Here is a 21597-nt window from a genome sequence, read left to right as displayed (position 1 = left end):
CAACGCCTCTCGGCGGTAAAAAGTCTACGTCGTCACAGGGTCGACGTCTGGACGCCCACTTCATCGTCGCGGCCGACGGCTCGCGGATTTCGACGGCACTGTCGTAGTTACAACCCTAACCAGATTGCAGCCGAACGTATTTCGTGTCGACCGCGGCCCCAGCCCACATTCGGGTGCCCAGGGCGCCGAGGCCCGCCATGGCGCGCTGGGTCAGCACGTCGAGCAGGTCGGTCGCATAGGGCCGTTCGGTACGGGCGGTCACACCAACAGAGTAGTCCGTCTAGCCAAATTCATTGGCGGGGCGATGCCGCTCCTGCACCCGGTGCAGGGCTTACGCTGAAGGTGTGACCCCGTCGGATGGCCTGCCCGATCTGCGCAACACCATCATCGTCGCGGCCTTCGAAGGCTGGAACGATGCGGGTGATGCCGCCAGCGACGCACTGGAACACCTGGACGCGATGTGGGAAGCCGAGACGATCGTCGAGATCGACGACGAGGCCTACTACGACTACCAGGTGAATCGCCCGGTGATCCGCCAGGTGGACGGTGTGACCCGGGAACTGGTGTGGCCGTCGATGCGGATCTCGCATTGCCGCCCACCCGGCAGTGACCGCGATATCGTGCTGATGCACGGTGTGGAACCCAATATGCGCTGGCGCACCTTCTGCGCGGAGCTGCTGGCCATCGCCGACAAGCTCAACGTCGACACCGTCGTGATCCTGGGTGCCTTGCTGGCCGACACGCCGCACACCCGGCCGGTTCCGGTGTCCGGGGCGGCCTACTCCGCCGATTCGGCGAAGTTCTTCGGCCTGGAGGAAACCCGGTACGAGGGCCCGACCGGCATTGCCGGAGTGTTCCAGGACGCCTGCGTACAGGCCGGGATCCCGGCGGTGACGTTCTGGGCCGCGGTGCCGCACTACGTCTCGCAGCCGCCCAACCCGAAGGCGACCGTCGCGCTGCTGCGGCGGGTCGAGGACGTGCTCGACATCGAGGTTCCGCTGGGCGATCTGGTGACGCAGGCCGAGGAGTGGGAGCAGGCGGTCACCGAGATGACCACCGAGGACGACGAGATCGCCGAGTATGTGCAGTCCCTGGAGGAACGTGGGGATGCCGAGGTGGACATGAACGAGGCGCTCGGCAAGATCGACGGGGATGCGCTGGCGGCGGAGTTCGAGCGCTACCTGCGCAGACGCGGCCGCTGAGCGGCCACATCAGACAGAGGCGCTGAGCGGCCACATCAGACACAGGCGTTAAGGCTTCTCCAGCGCCTCGGTGCGCGCGCTGAGCGACCGGCCCAGCGCGGCGACCTCTGCGTCCAGCTTGGGCAGTAACTCCGGGGTCATCTTGCGGATATCGCGTTCGGCCACGTCGGTGGACACCAGCGGCCGGATCCAGCGGAACGCGCCCACCCAGCCCGGGCAATAGATGCGCTTGCGGCGGCCCTCGATGCCCTTGACGAATGCCGCGCCGCAGGCCTGCACGGTGGTGGTGCGGTTCAGCGGGGGCGGCAGCTTGGACAGCATCTCTTGGAACGCCGACAGGTCGGCCTTGGCGTCCTGCACCAGCGGGGTGTCGATCCAGCTCATGTGCGCCGACCCGACGTCCACCCCGAGGTGGGCGACCTCCAGGCGCAGGGTGTTCGCGAAGTACTCGGCGCCGGCCTTGGAGGCGTGATAGGCCGACAGCCCCGGTGCGGACGTGAACGCCGCCAACGAGGACACCACCAGCACGTAACCACGGCGGGCGATCACCGCAGGCAGCGTGGCCCGCACGGTGTTGAACACCCCGACCACGTTGACGTCGAGGACGCGTTTGAACGCCTCCGGGTCGACCTGGAGCACCGACCCGAAGCTGGCGATGCCGGCGTTGGCCAGCACGATGTCGATACCGCCGAATCGTTGCACGGCCGCGTCCGCGGCCCGCTGCATGGCCGGCAGGTCCCGCACGTCGGCGAGGGCGGTGAGCACGTGGTCGGCCCCGCCGAGTTCGGCCGCCAGGTCGGCCAGCGGAGCCTCGTCGAGGTCGGTGAGCACCAGCCGGGCCCCTTTGGCGCGCAGCCGGCGGGCGACCTCGGCGCCGACGCCGCGGGCGCCCCCGGTGATGAACACGACCTTGCCGTCGACGGCATACCTTGCGGACATGCGTCCAAGCTACCCGGTACCCGCGGTCACGGGAATGGGGTCAGAGGGCCACTCCGAGCAACGCGTCGGCGATATCGGCCACCAGGCGGGGCGCGCTCGGGTCGGCACCGCCGTAAGTGAGCGCGTCGGTGACCCAACCATCCAGGGCGGCAAGGGCTTTCGGCGTATCGAGATCATCTGCCAGGTAGTGCCTGACCCGGCTGAGCACATCGGTGGCATCCGGAGCGGCGGGCAGTGCCGCGGCCTGCCGCCATCGGGCCAGCCGGGCCTGCGCATCGTCGAGGACATCGGCGCTCCAGAACCGGTCCGCCCGGTAGTGCCCGGCGAACAGGCCCAGTCGCACCGCCGCCGGGTCCACCCCGTCGGCACGCAGCCGAGACACCAGCACCAGGTTGCCGCGGCTCTTGCTCATCTTGTGCCCGTCCCAGCCGATCATGCCGCTGTGCACGTAATGCCGGGCGAATCTGCGTTCGCCCGTGACGGATTCGGCGTGCGCGGCCGAGAATTCGTGATGCGGGAAGATCAGGTCCGACCCGCCGCCCTGGATGTCGAATCCGCTGCCGATGCGATTGAGCGCGATGGCCGCACACTCGATATGCCAGCCGGGCCGGCCCGGCCCGAACGAGGCCGGCCAGCTCGGCTCGCCGGGGCGCTGGGCCCGCCACAGCAGGGCGTCCAGCGGGTCGGCCTTGCCGGCCCGGTCCGGGTCGCCACCGCGTTCGGCGAAGAAGCGCAGCATGGTGTCCCGGTCGTACCCGGATTCGTAGCCGAACTGTTCGGTGGCGTCGGCGCGGAAATAGATGTCGCGGTACTCGGCGTCGTCGACGACGTAGGCCGCACCCGAGGCCAGCAGTTTCTCCACCAGCTCGACCACCTCGCCGACGGTGTCGGTGGCGGCGACGTAATCCCGCGGGGGCAGCACCCGCAACGCGGTCATATCGTCGCGGAACAGTTGCGTCTCGCGGTCGCCCAGCTCGCGCCAGTCGATGCCGTCCCGGGCGGCCCGTTCGAACAGCGGGTCGTCGACGTCGGTGACGTTCTGCACGTAGTGCACGCCGTGCCCGGCGTCCAGCCACAACCGGTGCACCAGGTCGAAGGTCAGGTAGGTGGCCGCATGCCCCAGATGTGTTGCGTCATACGGGGTGATCCCGCAGACGTACATGGTGGCGGTCCGTCCCGGCGAGACCGGACGGACCTGGCGGTCGGCGGTGTCGAACAGCCGCAACGGTACGCCCGCACCGGGCAACTTGGGAACGGTCGGCGCCGGCCACGACTGCATGACGTCGACTCTAAGGTGTGCGCTCAGCGTGCTCTCCCGTCGGGCCCGTCGGTGGTGCCGACATCGCGGTGCTGACGAATACCGACAACATCGACGGGCATTCCATTCCCGGATCAGTGTGCGGACCTGATGGTGTCCAGCAGGATCCCGGCCAGCTCCGGCCGGCACATCAGCAGATCGGGCAGGTACGGATCGCGGCGGTTGTACACCAGCGGCTCCCCCGCCAGCCGGGTGGCATGCAGGCCGGCGGCCTGCACCACCCCGGCCGGTGCGGCCGAATCCCACTCCCACTGCCCGCCGGCATGGATGTAGGCGTCCACGTCGCCGCGCACCACCGCCATCGCCTTGGCGCCGGCCGAGCCGATCCGCACCAGCTCGACGTCGAGATGGTCGCGCAGCCACCACAGCACCGCGGGCGGCCGGTAGGTGCTGGCGGTGATGCGGATCGGTCCGTCGGCGCGTGGGGGCGGCGGGGTGACGGTGTCGGTGCGGTAGACCTGGCCGATGGCCGGCAGTGCCACCGCGGCGTCGGTGATGGCACCGGCGGCGTCGGTGCCGGTTGCCGCAGTTCCGGCTGCGGGCGTGTCGCGTTGCCAGAGGGCGATGTGCACTGCCCAGTCCGCCCGCCCCGGCAGGGAGAATTCGCGGGTACCGTCCACCGGGTCGACGATCCACACGCGGTCGGCGTGCACGCGGGACAGGTCGTCGGCGGCCTCCTCGGAGAGCACCGCGTCGCCCGGGCGCAGTTCCCGCAGCCGGTCGAGGATCAACGTGTTGGCCCGGCGGTCGCCGGCATCGCCGAGGTCGTACGGATCGTAGAAGCCGACCTCGTCGCGAACCGCGAGCAGCAGACGGCCGGCCTCGGCCGCAACGGTGGCGGCGACGTCGGCATCGGTGAGCGGGGCGGAACCCACTAGAACGCCGGCCACGGGATGGGCCGGTGCCGATCGGGCGTCGGCATCACCGGATTATCAAGTAGCGCAATGATTCTCGACTGTAAGGCGGCAACCTCACGGTCGGTGATGTGCGCACCCAGCTGGGCGCCCAACTCACCGTCGAGACGCCGCCCCAACCGTGCGACGGCCGTCAGGTTGGCGTCCTCGACCGGCTTACCGGCCCAGCCCCACAACACGGTGCGCAATTTGTCCTCGGCGTGCAGGCTCACCCCGTGGTCGACCCCGTACACGCCGCCGTCCACGCCGGCCAGGATGTGGCCACCCTTGCGGTCGGCGTTGTTGATCACCACGTCGAAGACCGCCATCCGCCGCAGCGCGTCGGTGTCGGCGTGTACCAGGGTCACCTCGGCCCCGGCGTAGTCGTAGGCCTGCAGGATGGGCAGGTAGCCCTGCGGTAGCTGCCCGGCGGGCACCAGGTCGACGAGGTCCGGGCCGGCGGTGTCGGGGTTGTCGGCGTCTTCGGCGGGGTCCTGCTCGGACAACGCGTCACCGGGTTGGTCCACCCACCGCTGCACCATCCCCGGGCCGGCCGGCCCGTCCCGAATGATGGTGTAGGGCACGATGTTCCAGTCCAGGGCGGCGGACACCAGGTAGGCGGCGAACTCGCGGCCGGCCAGCGTGCCGTCCGGGAAATCCCACAGCGGGGCCTCCCCCGCCACCGGCTTGTACACACAGTGTTCCTGGTGGTCCTCGAGGCCGTCCTTGAGCCGGGCCTCGCACAGGAAGGTCGCGTTGCTGGCCGAGCGGATCCGTCCGATGACGGTCAGGTCGCCGTGCGCGAGAACCCGGTGCGCCCGCTCCCGGTCAGGATTCGGTGTCATCATCGGCTCCGCCGAACGCGCCGCGCCGGTAGCCGTTGGTGCGGACACAGATGTGGCCTTCCGGATCGAGCGGTTCATCGCACAGTGGGCACGGCGGCCGGCCCGCGGAGATGACCCGGTTGGACCGGTTGGCGAATTCTCGCGCCGACTCCGGCGTGAGGAACACCCGCACGGCGTCGGGCCCGTCTTCGGCGTCGTCGAGCACCACCGACGCGTCGAACTCGGTCTCGGACACCGCCAACAGCTCGACCACCACCGTCTGCGCCTCGGAATCCCAGCCCAGGCCCATCGTGCCCACCCGGAATTCCACGTCCACGGGAGTGACCAGTGGGTTGAGGTCGTCCACCTCGCCGGTGTCCGGCGGGATCGGGGTACCGAAACGGCGGTTGATCTCGACCAGCAGCGCCGAGATGCGCTCGGCGAGCACGGCCACCTGTTGCTTTTCCAGCATCACCGAGATCACCCGCTTGTCGTGCACCGCCTGCAGGTAGAACGTGCGGTTCCCGGGCTGCCCGACGGTCCCGGCCACGAAGCGGTCGGGTGTGCGGAAGACGTGAATTGCGCGTGCCATGGCACCTTTCAAAATACCGGTACGGGCCAGGACTCAGTCGGTGGAGCCGCCGACAACCGCATCCGTGGCGGGCGCGGCCTCGGCACCGGGCTCGCCGGCGGGCTTGGGGGTCAGGGCGGCGGTCAGGCCGCTGCCGGTGTGGTTGACGTGCAGCACGAACGGCCGGGTGTCGGTGTAGCGGATGACGCTCATCGACGCCGGGTCGGCAGTGATGCGCTGAAAGCTGTCCAGGTGCGTGCCCAGCGCGTCGGCCAGCACCGCCTTGATGACATCGCCGTGGGTGCAGGCCACCCACAACACATCGCCGTCGTGCTCGGCGGCCAGCCGGCGGTCGTGCTCCCGGACGGCCTCGACGGCCCTGGCCTGTACCTGGGCCAGGCCTTCACCGTCGGGGAACACCGCGGCGCTGGGCTGTTGCTGCACCACCGCCCACAGCGGTTCCTTGACCAGGTCGGCGATCTTGCGGCCGGTCCAGGCGCCGTAGTCGACCTCGGAGATGCGGTCGTCGACGGTTGGCTGCAGCTCGAGCGCGGCGGCCAGGGGCGCGACGGTGGTGGCGCAGCGCAGCAAGGGTGAGCGCACGATCGCCTTGACCGGCAGCGTGCCGATCCGGTCGACCACCGCGGCGGCCTGTTCGCGGCCCTTCTCGTCGAGGTCGACCCCCTCGGAGCGACCGGCCAGCGTGTGCGCGGTGTTGGAGGTCGAACGGCCGTGCCGCAACAGGATGACGGTCACTGGGCCCCGATCACGCCGGTGCCCAGCAGGATCAACACGGTCACCCCGACGATGATCCGGTATCCGACGAACCAGTACATGCTGTGCCGGATCAGGAATTTCAGGAACCAGGCGATCGCGGCGTAGCCGATGACGAACGCGATCACGGTGCCCACCAGCAGTTGCGGCCCGGTCGCGCTCTGCCCGGCACCCTCGGGGTGGAAGGCGTCGGGCAGGGAGAACAGTCCCGACGCCAGCACCGCTGGGATGGCGAGCAGGAAGCCGAACCTGGCCGCGGCCTCGCGTTTCTGGCCGAGGAACAGTCCCGCGCTGATCGTGACGCCGGACCGGGACACGCCGGGGATCAGCGCCAGCGCCTGCGAGGTGCCGACGATGAGGCTGTCCCGCCAGGTGAACTGGGTGATCTCGCGGGTCTGCCTGCCGAAGTACTCCGCGGCGGCGATCACCGCCGAGAACACCACCAGCGCGGTGGCGATGATCCACAGATTGCGGATGTCGTCGCGGATGTAGTGCTTGAACACCAGGCCGGCGATGCCGATCGGGATGGTGCCCAGGATCACCCACCAGCCCAGCCAGTAGTCGGCGGTGCGGCGCCCGGCGTCGAACAGGCCGCCGAACCACGCGGTGAGGATCCGGCCGATATCGCGCGCGAAGTAGATGAGCACCGCGATCTCGGTGCCGATCTGGATGACGGCGGTGAACGACGCCCCGGCGTCGCGGCCGAAGAACGCCTCGGAGACGATCGCGAGATGCCCGGACGAGGACACCGGCAGGAATTCGGTCAGGCCCTGGACTATCGATAACACGACCACCTGGAGCCACGACACGTCAGTCACGCGGACGACCGTACCGTGGGTCCGTTGTCAGCGTGCGTTGCGCTCCACCGGCTCGGCGGTCGCCACGGCGTCGCGGACCGCGGCGGCCAGGCTTCGCTCATCGGACAGGTCGACGTCGGTGAGGCTGTGGGTGGCCACCGCCACGATGTCCTCCTCGAGCGGGACGAGCCCGCTCAGTCGCGGCCGGTAGACCTCGACCACCAACGACTGACGTTCCTGCACGTGGAAGGAAAAGCTGCGGCCACCAGCGAGCATGCCGAAACCGCTTGCGTGCACGCCGGTCGAGATGTCCTCGATGGCAAACTCATGGTCAATCAGGAAGTCCGGCACGAGAGCCATACCGGCACCCTACCGCCATACCGACGAACTCGTCCGGCCTTACCGAGCGTTTGCCCGAAAATTGAAATCGAAACAATATGCACCACGCAAAGAGGAGTCGAACGGGGCTTTGCACACGAAATCCGCTGCGCTGTCGCTGTTGAGTGGCGCATTCGCCCTGGTTGTGACGTTCTCTGCGGGATGCTCAAAGAACCCCGCGGATTCGCCACCGCCCACCATCACACCGGCCTCCGCCGCGGTGTCACCGCCGGTCGCCGGCGCGGTCCCCGGGGTTGTACGCCCGCTGCCGGCGCCCGGCCTGGCGGTGGTGTTCGACCCTGCGACCGCGGCGCTGACCGTACTGGGACCGGCCGACCGGCTCACCGTGTTCGGCGCGCAACCCCGGACCGTGACGCTGCCGTCGCCGGCCCGCGCGCTGACCGGTGACGGCGCCGGACGGGCCTATCTGGCCACCCGCGGTGGGTACCTGCGCGTCGATCTGGGCACCGGCGCGGCCACCCGGGTGGACGTCACCGGCCAGGCCGACACCGATTTCACCGCGATCGCCGTGCGGGCGGACGGCCGCCTGGTCCTCGGCAGCGCCGACGGCGCCGTGCTGACGCTGGCGGCGGGCGAGTCCGCCAACGCCGTCAGTGCGCAGCTGAAAATCTTTGCCCATGTCGACGGACTTGCCGCGCAAGGCAACTCGGTGGTGGTGCTGGACCGGGGGCAAACCTCGGTGACGGAGGTGGACGACGACGGCACCAAGGCCGAGCAGGCCCTGCGCGCCGGTGAGGGGGCGACCACCATCGCCGCCGACCGTGCCGGACGGGTGCTGGTCGCCGACACCCGCGGTGGCGCGCTGCTGGTCTACGGCACCGAGCCGCTGATCCTGCGGCAGGCCTACCCGGTGCACGACGCGCCGTACGGGCTGGCCGGCTCGGGTGCCCTGGCCTGGGTGTCACAAACCGCCACCAACACGGTCGTTGGTTACGATCTGAGCACCGGAATACCCGTAGAGAAGGTGCGTTATAGGACCGTGCAGCAACCCGACACCCTGGCCTACGACGACGCGTCGGGCACCCTGTACGTGGTGTCCGGATCCGGAGGTGGGGTGCAGGTGATCGAGAAGGCTGCCCGATGAGCGTGCAACGAGGCCGGATGCCCGCCGGCTGGGCCGGTGAGCTGTCCGACGAGTACGAGTGGGTGCCGCTGCGACTACCACCGGATGTGACCCGGCTCTCGGCGTCCATCCGGTTGTCGATCGAGGCCGAATACCGCGGCTGGGAGTTGACCCGGGTCCGGCTGTACACCGACGGCAGCCGCCGGGTGCTGCTGCGCCGCAAGAAAACCGCACTCGGGGATCAGCCGGCGCTGTGATCTACCACCTGTTGCGCCGGATGTTCTTCCTCGTCGATCCGGAACGCATCCACACGTACGTGTTCGCGGCCCTGCGGGCGGCGACCGCGGTCGGCGTCAGCCGCACGGCGCTGCGCCGCCTGCTAGCCCCGACCGATCCGATCCTGGCCAGTACGGTGCTGGGTGTGCACTTCCCCGGGCCGCTGGGCCTGGCCGCCGGATTCGACAAGGACGGCCGCGGGATGGCGGTCTGGGGCGCGTTGGGCTTCGGCTACGCCGAGGTCGGCACGGTGACGGCACAACCGCAGCCGGGCAATCCGGCGCCCCGGCTGTTCCGGCTGCCCGAGGACCGGGCACTGCTCAACCGGATGGGCTTCAACAACCGCGGAGCCGCCGAGCTGGCCCTGCGATTGGCCCGGCACACCCCCGACGTGCCGATCGCGGTGAATATCGGCAAGACCAAGGTGACCCCGGCCGACCGGGCCGTCGACGACTACGCCGAAAGCGCCCGGCTGGTGGGCCCGCTGGCCGCGTTCCTGGTAGTCAACGTCAGCTCGCCGAACACCCCCGGGCTGCGCGATCTGCAGGCGGTGTCGTCGCTGCGGCCGATCCTGACCGCGGTCCGGGCCGCCACCGACACACCCGTGCTGGTGAAGATCGCGCCGGACCTCTCCGATGCCGATATCGACGAAATCGCCGATCTGGCAGTCGAATTGGGCTTGGCTGGCATCGTGGCCACCAACACCACGATTTCCCGCGACGGCCTGCGCACCCCGGGGGTGGCCGATCTGGGGCCCGGTGGGGTGTCCGGTGCGCCGGTGAAGGCGCGCGCGCTGGAGGTGCTGCGCCGGCTGCACGCCCGGGTGGGCGATCGCCTGGTGCTGATCAGCGTCGGCGGAATCGAGACCGCCGACGACGCCTGGGAGCGCATCGTGTCCGGCGCTTCGCTGCTGCAGGGCTACACCGGGTTCATCTACGGCGGCGGGCTGTGGGCCAAACACATCCACGACGGCATCGCCGAGCGCCTGCGGGCCGGGGGGTTCGGGTCCCTGTCCGAGGCGGTCGGGTCGGCCGCGCGGTAGGCTTACTTCTGCTCGTACGTGCCGTAGATGACGGCACGGGCGATGGCCTGGCCGAACAGGTTGAAGCCGAGATAGGCCGGGGTGGCGCCGTCGGGCAGCCCGAGTGATTCGACGGGCAGCGCATGCACGGCGATGTAGTAGCGGTGCGGGCCGTGACCGGCCGGCGGGGCCGCGCCGATGTAACGCTTGAGGCTTGCGTCGTTGGCCAGGGTTACCGCGCCGCCGGGCAGCGGGTCACCGTTGCCGGCATCGGCGGGCAGCGAGGTGACCTCGACCGGCAGATCGGCCACCGCCCAATGCCAGAAACCCGACGCCGTCGGGGCGTCCGGGTCGTACACGGTCACCGCGAAGCTGCGGGTCTCCGCCGGGAAACCGGACCAGCTCAGCTGCGGTGACACATCGGAGCCACCCGCCCCCATGATCCCGCTGACCTGGTCGTTGCCCAGCGGCTGACCGTCGGTCACCGACTCGGACGTCAGCGTGAACGTCGGAAGCTGCGGCAGGTTGTCATACGGTGACGTGCTCATCGCACCCTTTCAGCAATTCGTCAAGAAGTGATGCAGGACTTTCGACCCGAACTGTAGTGCGTCCACGGGTACCCGCTCGTCGACACCGTGGAACAACGCCGCGAAATCCAGATCCGGCGGCAGCCGCAGCGGCGCGAACCCGAAACAACGAATTCCCAAGCGCGAGAAGGCCTTCGCATCGGTTCCGCCGGACATCATGTAGGGCACCGTGCGCGCACCGGGGTCGGCGGCCAGCAGCGCGGCGTTCATCGCGTCCACCAGGTCGCCGTCGAAGGTGGTCTGCACCGAGGGCAGGTCACGCTCCCAGGTGCGGGACACGTTGGGCCCGATCAGCTCGTCGACCTCGCGCTCGAAGGCCTCCTTGCGGCCGGGCAGCACCCGGCAGTCCACCATCGCCTCGGCCGTGGCGGGGATGACGTTGGCCTTGTAGCCGGCCTTGAGCATGGTGGGGTTGGCGGTGTCGCGCAGCGTGGCGCCGACGATGCGGGCGATGCCGCCCAGCTTGGCGATGGTGCCGTCGAGGTCCGGGGAGCCGAGGTCGAACTCGTAGCCCGTCTCCTCCGACACCGCGGTGAGAAATTCGGCGACCGACGGCGTCAGCACGATCGGAAACTGGTGCTTACCCAGCCGGGCGACGGCCTCGGCGATGGTGGTGACGGCGTTGTCGTCGTGCACCATCGAGCCGTGGCCGGCCCGCCCGCGGGCCTCCAGCCGCATCCAGGACAGCCCCTTCTCGGCCGTCTCGATGAGGTAGAGCCGCTTCTCGCCGCCATCGCGCGTCGGCACGGTCAGCGAAAACCCGCCGACCTCACCGATCGCCTCGGTGATGCCCTCGAACAGGTCGGGCCGGTGGTCGACCAGCCACTGGCAGCCATAGGTGCCGCCGTGTTCCTCATCGGAGACGAAGGCGAACACCAGATCCCTGGGCGGGACGATGCCCTCACGTTTCAGATGGCGGGCTACGGCCAGCGTCATCCCGACCATGTCTTTCATATCGACCGCGCCGCGGCCCCACACATAGCCGTTCTCGACGGCCCCGGAGAACGGATGCACACTCCAGTCGGCCGGTTCGGCGGGCACCACGTCGAGGTGGCCGTGGATCAGCAGGGCGCCCCGAGTGGGGTCGGCGCCTTTGAGGCGGGCGAAGACGTTCCCGCGGCCGGGTGCACCCGCTTCGACGTACTCGGTTTCATACCCCACCTCTTCGAGTTGGGCGGCCACCCAATGCGCGCATTCGGCCTCCCCCTTGGTGGTCTCGGGATCCCCGGTATTGGAGGTGTCGAATCGGATGAGGCTGCTGACGAGGTCGACCACTTCGTCTTCTGGTCGAATCCCGTCGCTTCGCTCGCCGTGGGGCAATGTCACGTCCCTTTCCTACCACCTGCCGTGGAGGGAACGCCGGGCATGGTTTTGTCGGGGCAGCCACCATCCGTTAGCCTTAAGCGCCCCACCCGATGGATGTGGGCTGGTCCGAGTGGCGGAATGGCAGACGCGCTAGCTTGAGGTGCTAGTGCCCTATTAACGGGCGTGGGGGTTCAAGTCCCCCCTCGGACACACGACTGAGACGAGAGAAAAGAACGCCCCGCGTTCATTTCCGAGCCGATGGAGTGTGCTGAGCCGCGAAGCGGCGACCACACACGACTGAGACGAGAGAAAAGAACGCCCCACGTTCATTTCCGAGCCGATGGAGTGTGCTGAGCCGCGAAGCGGTGAGCACAACCGATATATGAAGAGGTACCCGACCGGCGCCGTTGCCGATCAGGTACCTCTCTCGTTTTTGGTGTTAGCCCACGTCTCCGCGGTGCACGTTCACGCAGGCCCGCTTCTTGCCCCAGATCGTGCGCACGGTGAAGCACACTCGCTTCGGCCGGCCGAATACCGTCGTGCTCTCGACGGTGCCCTCGGTGCCCTCGGGCACTGCCGGAACATCCATCTCCTCGATCTGCCGGCAGGCGGTGACGACGTCGCCTCGATGCCAACTCATCGGTATCTCTCCCCTTCCCCGTTCCGCCCTCGCGGTGCGGGCATAGTTCATTGTTACGTCGTAGTAACAATCGGGGCGAGCGATTTATTCTGCAGGTGCCGGCTCAGTAGACGTCACGTACGTAACGTTTTTCGGCTACCAGTTCGCGTTTGTAATCGTGTGCTTGCTCGTCAGACAGGCCGCCGTGCCGGCGGATGATGGCGGTCAGCGCGCTGTCCACATCCTTGGCCATGTGGGCAGCGTCACCACACACGTAGAAATGTGCGCCATCCTCCAGCCACCGCCAGAGTTCGGCGCCGGCGTCGAGCATCTTGTGCTGAACGTAGGTCCGCTCGGCCTGGTCCCGGGAGAACGCCAGGTCCAGGTGATTGAGCAGCCCGTCGGCGAGCATGTGCTCCAAATCTTCGCGGTAGTAGAAGTTTTCGGAGCGGTGCTGATCGCCGAAGAACAGCCAGTTGCGGCCGGTGTGACCGAGCGCACGCCGTTCCTGCAGGAAGGCGCGGAACGGCGCGATCCCGGTGCCCGGCCCCACCATGATCATCGGCGTCTGCGATTCGGCGGGCGGCCGGAAGTTCGGCGAGCGCTGGATGAACACCGGCGCGGCGTGCGCGCGGTCGGCCAGGAAGGTCGAGGCCACTCCGTGCCGCAACGCGCCGCGGGCGCTGCGGTAGCGCACCACCGACACCGTCAGTTGGACTTCGGTGGGGCTCACCAGTGGGCTCGAGCTGATGGAGTACTGCCGCGGGGTCAGCCGCACCAACGCGTCCTGCCACTCCTCCGGGGCGGCCCGCACCCCGAACTCCTCGACGATGTCGAGCGCGTTGCGCCCGTCCAGCCAAGAGTCCAGCTCGGCCCTCGGCCCGCGCAGCCGCTTGGCGGCCTTGGGCCGGTGGTCCGCGATGAAGCGCAGCAGGTTGGGCGTGATCCGGCAGATGTCGTAACACGACGTCAGGGCACTGCGCAGGTCGGCGTCCGCACCGTCGACCTCGATGATCTCGTTGCCGGTCAGCCCGGTGCAGGCCAGCCAGCCGGCCACCGCATCGTCGGAATTGGTGACGAACACGCCGAGCGAGTCACCGGCCGCATAGCTCGCCCCGTGTTCGGCGACGTGCTCGGAGATGTCAAAGCCGAACTGGCGCACCTCTTTTTGTGCCGACTCGGGCGTGAGGCGGATATTGCGGCACAGTGGCGCCAGCAGCGGTGCGTTACGGGTCAGCGGCTGTGCCGTGGCTGACCGCACGACCAGGGCAGGCGCGCTGCCGGTTTCGGCCCCGCTGCCAGTTTCGACCGCGGCGCCGACGATGCCGGCGATCTGGTCGGCCCACGCGGTCATCGGTTCGCCGTCGTACGCCTCGCAGTCGACCCGGCCCAGCAGCCGGGTCGCTCCGAGGGCGGCCAGCCTGGCGTCCAGCGCCTTGGCGTGCCCGCAGAAGTTGTCGTAGGACCTGTCGCCGATCCCCAGCACCGCGTACCGCAGACCGGGCAGCGAGGGAGCCTCGGCGGAGGCCAGCCGCTGCCAGAAGTCGGCACCGTTGTCCGGCGGTCCGCCGTCACCGAAGGTGCTTGTCACGACGACGATTTCGGTGGCAGCCGCCAGCTCGGTCAGGGTCACGTCGTCCATGGTCGCCAGGCGCGCACCGGTCAGCCGGCCGGCCACCGTGGCCGCGAACTCCTCGGCGGTGCCGGTCTGCGACGCCCACAGCACCAACGGGCCGGGCGCAGCCGGCTCCGGCGCCGCTCCCCCGGCCCGGGAGTACCTGCCGGCCAGCAGCCCGTCGATCCACAACCGGGCCTGCGGGCGGACCGGTGCGCTGCCCGGCAGCACCGGAACGCCGTCGGCGCCACCGTCGAGCGCGGCCAGAAACCCTGCGATATAAACCTTTTCGTCGTCGGTGAGGTCCATGGTGAAACCCTGCAATCCGAGCGCCTCGGCGAGCGGGTGAGCGGCCGCGGTGGGTAGCGCCGGCGCGATGGGCCGCAGCGCGACCGCGCAGACCTTCAGTTCGGGCTGCAGCGAGTCGGCGTCGACGGCGTCGTTGGTGAGCGCGTTGACGGTCAGGTACTCACCGTGTTCGTCGTTCCAGTGGAACGGCACCCACACGTTGCCCGGCTGCACCCGGTCGGTGATGATCGGTGGCAGCACCGCCCGGCCTCGCCGCGAGGTCAGCTCCACCTGGCAGTGCTCGGTGATACCCGCCGCGGCGGCGTCCTCGGGATGGATCTCGACGAACGGCGCACCGTTGAGTTTGTTGAGCTTGGCCACCCGACCGGTCTTGGTCATGGTGTGCCACTGATGCTGCAGCCGTCCGGTGTTGAGCACCATCGGGTAGTCCTCGTCGGGCAGCTCCTGGGCGTCAATGTGCGGCCGGGCGAGGAAAACCGCCTTGCGGGACGGAGTCGCGAAGGCCAACCGCGGCCGGTGACCGTTCTCGTCGACGAACAAGGTCTGGGACACCCCGTCGTTCAGATACCGGATGGGGTGACGGTCCGCGGCGTCCTGCGGTGGGCAGGGCCACTGCAGCGGGGCCTCGCGCAGCCGGTCGTAGCTTGCGCCGCGCAGGTCATACCCGGTGCGCGGGTTCGCGAACCGGCGGATCTCGTCGAAGATCTCCGAGCTGGACTTGTAGTCGAAATGGTCGCCGAAGCCCAGGTGTTCGGCCACCCCGCAGATCAATTCCCAGTCCGGGCGCGCGTCACCCAGCGGCGGCACCGACTGTTGCAGCAGCGTCAGGTTGCGTTCGGAGTTGATCATCACCGCGTCGGATTCGGCCCACAGCGTGGCCGGCAGCACGATATCGGCATACCGGTTGGTTGCGGTGTCCTGGTAGGCATCCTGGGTGATGACGAGTTCGCACGTCTCCAGTCCGGTGATCACCGTCTTGCGGTTGGGCACCGAGGCGACGGGATTCGTACAGATGATCCAGCACGCCTTGATATCTCCGGCGGCCGCCTGCTCGAACATCGCGACCGTCCCTGGCCCGACGTCGGTGCGGATGGTGCCGGGTTCCAGTCCCCACTGGTCCTCGCAGAACGCACGGTCCTCGGCCGACAGCACCGACCGCTGGCCGGGCAAACCCGTTCCCATATAACCCATTTCGCGGCCGCCCATGGCATTGGGCTGACCGGTCAGCGACATCGGCCCGCTGCCGGGCCGACAGATGGCGCCGGTTGCCAGGTGCAGGTTGCAAATCGCGTTGGTGTTCCAGGTGCCGTGGGTGCTCTGGTTCAGGCCCATGGTCCAGCAGGTCATCCAGTCGCCCGCCGCGGCGATCATCGTTGCCGCGGCGCGAATATCCTCCTCGGCGATGCCGGTGATGGCACTGACCCGCTCGGGGGTGTAGTCGGCGAGGAAGGCCGGCATCGCCTCCCAGCCCTGTGTGTGTTCGGCGATGAATGTCCGGTCGATATTCCCATTTTCGACCAACACGTGCAGCAAGCCGTTGAGCAGGGCCAGATCGGTGCCCGGCTTGATCGGCAGGTACAGGTCGGCCTTGTCCGCGGTGGCGGTGCGCCGGGGGTCGACCACGATGAGTTTGGCCCCGGCCTTCATGCGGTCGGCCATCCGCAGGAACAGGATCGGGTGACAGTCGGCCATATTGGCGCCGATGACGAAAAACAGGTCGGCGTGGTCGAAATCGGTGTACGAACCGGGCGGGCCGTCCGCGCCCAGCGACTGTTTGTAGCCGGTGCCCGCGCTGGCCATGCACAACCGCGAGTTCGACTCGATGTGCACGGTGCGCAGATACCCCTTGGCGAGTTTGGTCGCCAGGTACTGGGCCTCGATCGACATCTGGCCGGACACGTACAGCGCGACGGCGTCGGGACCGTGTTCGTCGACGATGGCGCGCAGCCGGCGGCCGGCTTCGGCGATGGCGTCGTCGACCGGGGTGGAAACCGGTTCGGCGCCCCGCTCCGAGCGGACCAGCGCGGTGGTGAGCCGACCGTCGGTAGCGGCCATCAGTTCGGCGTGGGTGGCGCCCTTGGTGCACAACCGGCCGTAGTTGGTCGGGTGCAGCTTGTCGCCGCTGACCCGTGCGATCACCGGTAACCCGCTGACCGGGTCGGCCTTGGTGGTGACCTCGATGCCGCAGCCGACCCCGCAGTACGAGCACGCGGTCCGCGTTTGCACCGACATGGTGCCATCGTGTGCTGCCACTGTTCCGGTTCTTTTGAGTCGACGTTAGCGTGAGGAAAACTCGACCTCACAGCCCGGTTGGCACACTGTGAGGTCGAGTTCTTCCAGTTCAGGCCGTTGCGACGGACTCCGGAAGGCCGTCGGCAACCTTTCCCTTGACCGGCGCGATGCGCAGGAAGACGAACCATGTGACGACCGCGCAGACGACGTAGAACCCGAGGAACACCCAGAAGGCGTTGGTCGCCGACTTCGCGTCGCTCACGTACGAGGCCCGCAGCACGATGTTGATGAACACGCCGCCCAGGGCGCCGATGGCACCGGCGAATCCGATCAGGGCCCCGGACATCCGGCGTGACCAGGACGCCTTTTCCTCACGGCTCCACTCGTCGTGGTCGGCCGCCTTGGCCTCGAAGATGGACGGGATCATCTTGTAGGTCGAGCCGTTGCCCAGACCGGACAGGATGAACAGCAGGATGAAGCCGATGACGTAGGCGCCCATCTGTCCGCCGGTGGGCGCACCCTTGTGGGCGTCGTCCAGCATGCCTGCGGTGACCAGGATGCCGGCGGCGAACATCATCGCGATGAACGTGTACAGCGTGATCTTGCCGCCACCGATGCGGTCGGCGAGCTTGCCGCCGAACGGCCGGGAGATGGAGCCGAGCAGCGGTCCGAGGAAGGAGATCTGCGCGGCGTGCAACGAGGCCTGCGCGGCAGTGGATCCGCCGGCGAGGAAGTTGATCTGCAGCACCTGACCGAAGGCGAAGCTGAACCCGATGAACGAGCCGAAGGTGCCGATGTACAGGAAGCTCATCACCCAGGAGTGCTTGAACCGCATCGCCTCGATCATGGCGCCCATGTTGGACTTCTGGTTGCGCAGGTTGTCCATGAACAGGGCGGCGCCGACGGCGGCCACAGCGATCAGCACAAGGTAGATGGCACAGACGATTTCGGGTGCGGTATTGCTGACGGTGGCGATCACCAGCAGGCCGATCAGCTGGATCACCGGGACACCGATATTGCCGCCGCCGGCGTTCAAGCCCAGCGCCCAGCCCTTGAGCCGTTGCGGGTAGAAGGCGTTGATATTGGTCATCGACGAGGCGAAGTTGCCGCCGCCCAACCCGGCGAACGCCGCGATCACCAGGAACTGGGTGTAGGTGGTGCCGGGGTTCTTCATCGCCCACCAGGTGAGCAGCGTCGGGATGAGGAGCAGCAGTGCGCTGACCACCGTCCAGTTGCGCCCGCCGAAGCGCGCCGGGGCGACGGTGTACGGGATTCGCATGAAGGCACCGACCAGCGTCGGGACTGCCACCAGATAGAACTTGCCCGCGGCGTCGATGTGGTACACGTTCTGCGGCATGAACAGCACCATCACCGACCAGATGGACCACACCGAGAAGCCGACGTGTTCGGCGACGACGGACCAGATGAGGTTGCGTCGAGCGGTCGTTTTGCCACCGGCCTCCCAGGCTTCGACATCCTCGGCGTCCCAGTGCTCGATGTCACGGTCGCGGGTAAGAATGGTCACGGAGGTTCCTCCCAAGTGTGGATCGGTTGCCCAGAAAAGTAGGCCCGCGCCATTCCGCACCGATTGCACCACCGTGTCGGGTCTGTCAACACCTACTCACACCTCGAGGGGCACCCGCGGTGCGCAACGGTATTCACCGGTGTTGCACCGGGGAAACGACCACGAAACAAACGGGCCCTACGTTGGCTGAGGCATGAGCGATGGCAGTGCACCACGTTTCCTGCAGGGCGCCTTCGCATTCGAGGGTGTCGGTCTGGACAAACCGCAACCGCTCGACCCGCCGCTGAGGTACGTGGTGCCGGCGGGTGCGGTCACCCAGCCGGTGTATTTCCGGGGCGGTAACTCGACCGACGAGCTGATCACGGTGGTGTTGTTCCGCGACGGCGCCCCGATGCGCTACTTTCCCGTCGCCGCCAAGGGGGCCACCCATGTGGCGCTTCGGGTGGTCGAGGATCTGCTGGGTGACACCGTGCTGGAACTGTACGTCGCGGCGCCGGCCGGGGTGTCCGGGACGGTCGTCGTCGATCTCGGGCTGGTGGAGATCCCGTGAAGCGGCGACTGGTGGTCGTCGGCAACGGGATGGCCGGGGTCCGGGCAATCGAGGAGATCCTGACCCGCGGCGGTGGCGAATCGTTCGACATCACCGTTTTCGGTGACGAACCATACGGCAACTACAACCGGATCCTGCTGTCCAATGTGCTTGCCGGCAGCGACGATTCGGACGAGATCTATCTCAACGCGCTGGATTGGTACACCGACAACGCGATCGATCTGCGGGCCGGGGTGCGGATCGTGCGGTTGGACACCTACGCCCGGCTGGTGCACGCCGACGACGGAACCACCATGCGGTACGACGCGTTGATCCTGGCCACCGGCAGCCGTTCGTTCTTCCCCCCGATGACGGGCCTGTGGGCCGATGACAAGACGCTGACCGACGGTGTGTTCGGGTTCCGCACCCTCGACGATTGCATGGGGATGATCTCCGAGGCGGCCAACCGGACCAAGGCCGTGGTGATCGGCGGCGGGCTGCTCGGCCTGGAAGCCGCACGGGGACTGCAGAATCGCGGGCTGGCGGTCGAGGTGGTGCATGCCGGGCCCACCTTGATGAACGCGCAACTCGACGATGCGGCCGGTGCCATCCTGCGCCGGTCCGTCGAGGGCATCGGCATCACCGTGCACACCGACAAGCGCACCACCGAGGTGCTGGTCGGCGACGACGGCAAGCTGACCGGGATCGTATTCTCCGACGGCAGCACCGTGGACTGCGACATGCTGGTCATCGCCGCCGGGATCCGGCCCAATGTCGGCCTGGCACAACGGGCCGGGCTCACGGTGGAGCGGGCCATCGTCGTCGACGACCATATGCGCTCCGTCGACGACGATCGCGTCTACGTCGTCGGCGAGTGTGCCCAGCACCGCGGTCAGGTGTACGGCTTGGTGGCACCGCTGTGGGAGCAGGCCGCCGTACTGGCCGACCACCTCACCGGTACCGACACCACCGCGGCCTACCGCGGGTCGCGAACCGCGACCAAACTCAAGGTGGCCGGCGTCGACGTGGCGTCGATGGGCATCAAGGCGCCGGAACTGCCCGACGACGAGTTCGTGCAGTATTCCGAGCCGCGGCACGGCGTCTACAAGACGATCGTCATCCGCGACGGCAAGCTGGTGGGCGCCACCCTGGTCGGCGACATGTCCAAGGTGTCCTTCCTGACGCAGGCCTTCGACAGTGGGTTGCCGCTGCCCGATGAGCGTGTCTCATTGATGTTCGACATCGGTACACCCGAGGTGGCCGTGGGTGTTGCGGAATTGTCCGACGATGCGCAGGTGTGCAATTGCAACGGGGTGTCCAAGGGCGCCCTGGTGGCGTGCGTGCAGTCCGGTGAGACCACGGTGTCGGGCGTGATGGCCAAGACCAAGGCCGGCAAGGGCTGCGGCTCGTGCAAGGAGCTCGTCGGGCAGGTGGTCGAGTGGGCGGCCGGCGGCGCGGTCACCGAGGATCCGTCGGCGTCCTGGTACGTGCCGGGGGTGCCGTACGACAAGCCGTCGCTGATGGCGTTGATCCGGGAGTTGCGGCTGCATTCGGTGTCGTCGGTATTCGCCGCGCTGGCGCCCGACGGCCGTGTCGACGCCGGGTCGAAGATGGCGCTGGCGTCGCTGCTGGAAATGATGTGGGCCGAGGAGTTCGTCGACGAGCGGGACGCCAGGTTCATCAATGACCGGGTGCACGCCAATATCCAACGGGATGGCACCTTTTCGGTGGTGCCGCAGATGAAGGGCGGGGTGACCAGCTCCGAACAATTGCGCAAGATCGCCGATGTGGCCGACAAGTATGCGATCCCGATGATCAAGTGCACCGGAGGGCAACGCATCGATCTGTTGGGCGTCCGCAAGGAGGATCTGCCCGCGGTGTGGGCCGATCTGGGCATGCCGTCGGGCTATGCCTACGGCAAGAGTTTCCGCACCGTGAAAACCTGTGTGGGAAGCGACTTCTGCCGCTACGGCCTCGGCGACTCGACTGCGCTGGGCATCGCGCTGGAGGAGCGTTATCAGGGGCTGGCCAGCCCGGCGAAGATGAAGCTGGCGGTGACGGGGTGCCCGCGGAACTGCGCCGAGGCGCTGTGCAAGGACCTCGGTGTGGTGGCGGTCGACGGCGGCCGGTGGGAGATCTACGTCGGCGGGGCGGCGGGCGCGCATATCCGCAAAGGGGATCTGCTTGCGGTGGTGGATGATCCGGCCACCGTGATCACGCTGACGGGGCGTTTCCTGCAGTACTACCGGGAGAATGCCAACTGGCTCGAGCGCACGTACGCGTGGGTGCCGCGGGTAGGCATCGACCATATCCGCGCCGTGGTGGTCGACGACGCGCACGGCTGGGCCGAGGGACTGGATGCGCGGATGCAGAAATCGGTTGACGCATACCGTGATCCGTGGCTGGATGGCCGGGATCCGGTGAGCGAGGGGCAGTTCCGGTCGGCGCTGCCGTTGTTACCGCTCCCCCAGGTTCCGGTGCGATGAGTTATTTGGGGCCGGCCTCCCAGATACCCGTCGGCGAAGGCCGCACGTTCGCCGTCGACGATGCCCAGATCGCGGTGTTCCGGCTGCGCGACGGGTCGTTGCGGGCACTGGACGCGGTGTGCCCCCACAAGGGCGGACCACTGGCCGACGGACTGGCCGACGACCAGGTGGTGGTCTGCCCGCTGCACGGCGCGACCTTCGACCTGTGCACCGGATCCGAAGCCGGCGGTGGCGCTCCGGTGCGCAGCTACGACGTCGCCGAGGTGAACGGGCAGATCCGGATCACTCTTTGAGCTTCTGCGCAAGTCCGAAA

General features: G+C 68.2%; 21 protein-coding genes and 1 tRNA gene. 8 read left to right on the top strand and 14 right to left on the bottom strand.

Going from position 1 to position 21597, the window contains the following annotated elements; translation table 11 throughout:
* Nucleotides 1-115: 115 nt before the first annotated feature.
* Entirely contained in the window at nt 116-262 is a 147-nt protein-coding gene (locus AWB94_RS35200; protein ID WP_165605335.1) for a hypothetical protein, read from the bottom strand.
* A gap of 82 nt (nt 263-344) precedes the next feature.
* Between AWB94_RS35200 and AWB94_RS20360 the strand changes: the two genes are divergently transcribed.
* Nucleotides 345-1202: a PAC2 family protein gene (locus tag AWB94_RS20360; RefSeq protein ID WP_062657162.1), complete on the top strand. Its 858-nt coding sequence runs from the start codon at nt 345-347 to the stop codon at nt 1200-1202.
* Between the two features lie 48 nt (nt 1203-1250).
* Here AWB94_RS20360 and AWB94_RS20355 read toward each other — a convergent pair whose 3' ends face one another.
* From AWB94_RS20355 to AWB94_RS20320, 8 genes are all read right to left on the bottom strand, one after another.
* Nucleotides 1251-2141, bottom strand: a complete 891-nt coding sequence (locus AWB94_RS20355) for an SDR family oxidoreductase (RefSeq protein ID WP_062657163.1) — start codon at nt 2139-2141, stop codon at nt 1251-1253.
* A 40-nt stretch (nt 2142-2181) separates the two neighbouring features.
* Nucleotides 2182-3420, bottom strand: coding sequence for a cysteine--1-D-myo-inosityl 2-amino-2-deoxy-alpha-D-glucopyranoside ligase (mshC, locus tag AWB94_RS20350; RefSeq protein ID WP_062657164.1), 1239 nt, complete (start codon nt 3418-3420; stop codon nt 2182-2184).
* A gap of 113 nt (nt 3421-3533) precedes the next feature.
* Nucleotides 3534-4334, bottom strand: a complete 801-nt coding sequence (locus AWB94_RS20345) for a 3'(2'),5'-bisphosphate nucleotidase CysQ (protein ID WP_062657165.1) — start codon at nt 4332-4334, stop codon at nt 3534-3536.
* The gene (locus tag AWB94_RS20340) at nt 4334-5200 is read right to left on the bottom strand and encodes an Rv2133c family protein (protein ID WP_109762283.1); all 867 of its coding nucleotides are present in this window, start codon (nt 5198-5200) and stop codon (nt 4334-4336) included. Before AWB94_RS20340 ends, AWB94_RS20345 begins: the two co-directional genes overlap by 1 nt.
* Nucleotides 5181-5768 (bottom strand): Rv2134c family protein, encoded by a 588-nt coding sequence (locus AWB94_RS20335; protein ID WP_062657167.1) that lies wholly within the window; start codon nt 5766-5768, stop codon nt 5181-5183. Before AWB94_RS20335 ends, AWB94_RS20340 begins: the two co-directional genes overlap by 20 nt.
* Nucleotides 5769-5801: 33 nt before the next feature.
* Entirely contained in the window at nt 5802-6503 is a 702-nt protein-coding gene (locus AWB94_RS20330; RefSeq protein WP_062657168.1) for a histidine phosphatase family protein, read from the bottom strand.
* Entirely contained in the window at nt 6500-7330 is an 831-nt protein-coding gene (locus AWB94_RS20325) for an undecaprenyl-diphosphate phosphatase (protein WP_062657169.1), read from the bottom strand. Before AWB94_RS20325 ends, AWB94_RS20330 begins: the two co-directional genes overlap by 4 nt.
* A gap of 36 nt (nt 7331-7366) precedes the next feature.
* Nucleotides 7367-7678 carry a hypothetical protein gene (locus AWB94_RS20320; protein ID WP_062657170.1) on the bottom strand — a complete coding sequence of 104 codons (312 nt, stop codon included), beginning with the start codon at nt 7676-7678 and terminating at the stop codon, nt 7367-7369.
* A 139-nt stretch (nt 7679-7817) separates the two neighbouring features.
* Between AWB94_RS20320 and AWB94_RS20315 the strand changes: the two genes are divergently transcribed.
* From AWB94_RS20315 to AWB94_RS20305, 3 genes are read left to right on the top strand one after another with little or no spacing between them, the layout of a single operon-like run.
* Entirely contained in the window at nt 7818-8801 is a 984-nt protein-coding gene (locus tag AWB94_RS20315; RefSeq protein ID WP_109762302.1) for an NHL repeat-containing protein, read from the top strand.
* Complete coding sequence (locus AWB94_RS20310; protein ID WP_024453565.1) at nt 8798-9037, top strand: DUF5703 family protein; 240 nt, start codon at nt 8798-8800, stop codon at nt 9035-9037. Before AWB94_RS20315 ends, AWB94_RS20310 begins: the two co-directional genes overlap by 4 nt.
* Complete coding sequence (locus AWB94_RS20305) at nt 9034-10098, top strand: quinone-dependent dihydroorotate dehydrogenase (RefSeq protein WP_084395189.1); 1065 nt, start codon at nt 9034-9036, stop codon at nt 10096-10098. Before AWB94_RS20310 ends, AWB94_RS20305 begins: the two co-directional genes overlap by 4 nt.
* Before the next feature lie 2 nt (nt 10099-10100).
* On the opposite strand, the gene AWB94_RS20300 is transcribed toward AWB94_RS20305, so the two are convergent.
* Nucleotides 10101-10625 (bottom strand): YbhB/YbcL family Raf kinase inhibitor-like protein, encoded by a 525-nt coding sequence (locus tag AWB94_RS20300; protein WP_062657172.1) that lies wholly within the window; start codon nt 10623-10625, stop codon nt 10101-10103.
* Between the two features lie 9 nt (nt 10626-10634).
* On the bottom strand, nt 10635-11990 hold the full coding sequence (locus AWB94_RS20295) for a M20/M25/M40 family metallo-hydrolase (protein ID WP_084395190.1): 1356 nt from the start codon (nt 11988-11990) through the stop codon (nt 10635-10637).
* Nucleotides 11991-12093: 103 nt separating this feature from the next.
* Here AWB94_RS20295 and AWB94_RS20290 point away from each other — a divergent pair.
* Nucleotides 12094-12179 (top strand) — tRNA-Leu (locus AWB94_RS20290).
* A gap of 229 nt (nt 12180-12408) precedes the next feature.
* Here AWB94_RS20290 and AWB94_RS20285 read toward each other — a convergent pair.
* The 3 genes from AWB94_RS20285 to AWB94_RS20275 form a co-directional block, all read right to left on the bottom strand.
* The gene (locus AWB94_RS20285) at nt 12409-12609 is read right to left on the bottom strand and encodes a hypothetical protein (RefSeq protein ID WP_062657173.1); all 201 of its coding nucleotides are present in this window, start codon (nt 12607-12609) and stop codon (nt 12409-12411) included.
* 103 nt (nt 12610-12712) lie between these two features.
* The gene (locus AWB94_RS20280) at nt 12713-16744 is read right to left on the bottom strand and encodes a bifunctional nitrate reductase/sulfite reductase flavoprotein subunit alpha (protein ID WP_062657261.1); all 4032 of its coding nucleotides are present in this window, start codon (nt 16742-16744) and stop codon (nt 12713-12715) included.
* A gap of 109 nt (nt 16745-16853) precedes the next feature.
* A complete protein-coding gene (locus tag AWB94_RS20275; protein WP_201029549.1) occupies nt 16854-18269 on the bottom strand; it encodes a nitrate/nitrite transporter in 1416 nt (471 codons plus the stop codon).
* A 193-nt stretch (nt 18270-18462) separates the two neighbouring features.
* On the opposite strand from AWB94_RS20275, the gene AWB94_RS20270 reads away from it, so the two are divergent.
* From AWB94_RS20270 to AWB94_RS20260, 3 genes are read left to right on the top strand one after another with little or no spacing between them, the layout of a single operon-like run.
* Entirely contained in the window at nt 18463-18819 is a 357-nt protein-coding gene (locus tag AWB94_RS20270) for a hypothetical protein (RefSeq protein ID WP_062657175.1), read from the top strand.
* Nucleotides 18816-21284, top strand: coding sequence for a nitrite reductase large subunit NirB (nirB, locus tag AWB94_RS20265; RefSeq protein ID WP_062657176.1), 2469 nt, complete (start codon nt 18816-18818; stop codon nt 21282-21284). The genes AWB94_RS20270 and nirB overlap by 4 nt, the downstream gene beginning before the upstream one ends.
* On the top strand, nt 21281-21577 hold the full coding sequence (locus AWB94_RS20260) for a Rieske (2Fe-2S) protein (protein ID WP_062657177.1): 297 nt from the start codon (nt 21281-21283) through the stop codon (nt 21575-21577). Before nirB ends, AWB94_RS20260 begins: the two co-directional genes overlap by 4 nt.
* Nucleotides 21578-21597 lie beyond the last annotated feature (20 nt).

The organism is Mycolicibacterium canariasense (genome assembly GCF_002101555.1).
Lineage (GTDB): Bacteria > Actinomycetota > Actinomycetes > Mycobacteriales > Mycobacteriaceae > Mycobacterium > Mycobacterium canariasense.
The sequence above is the reverse complement of the archived record's forward strand: the minus strand, read 5'-3'. Positions and strand labels throughout refer to the sequence as shown.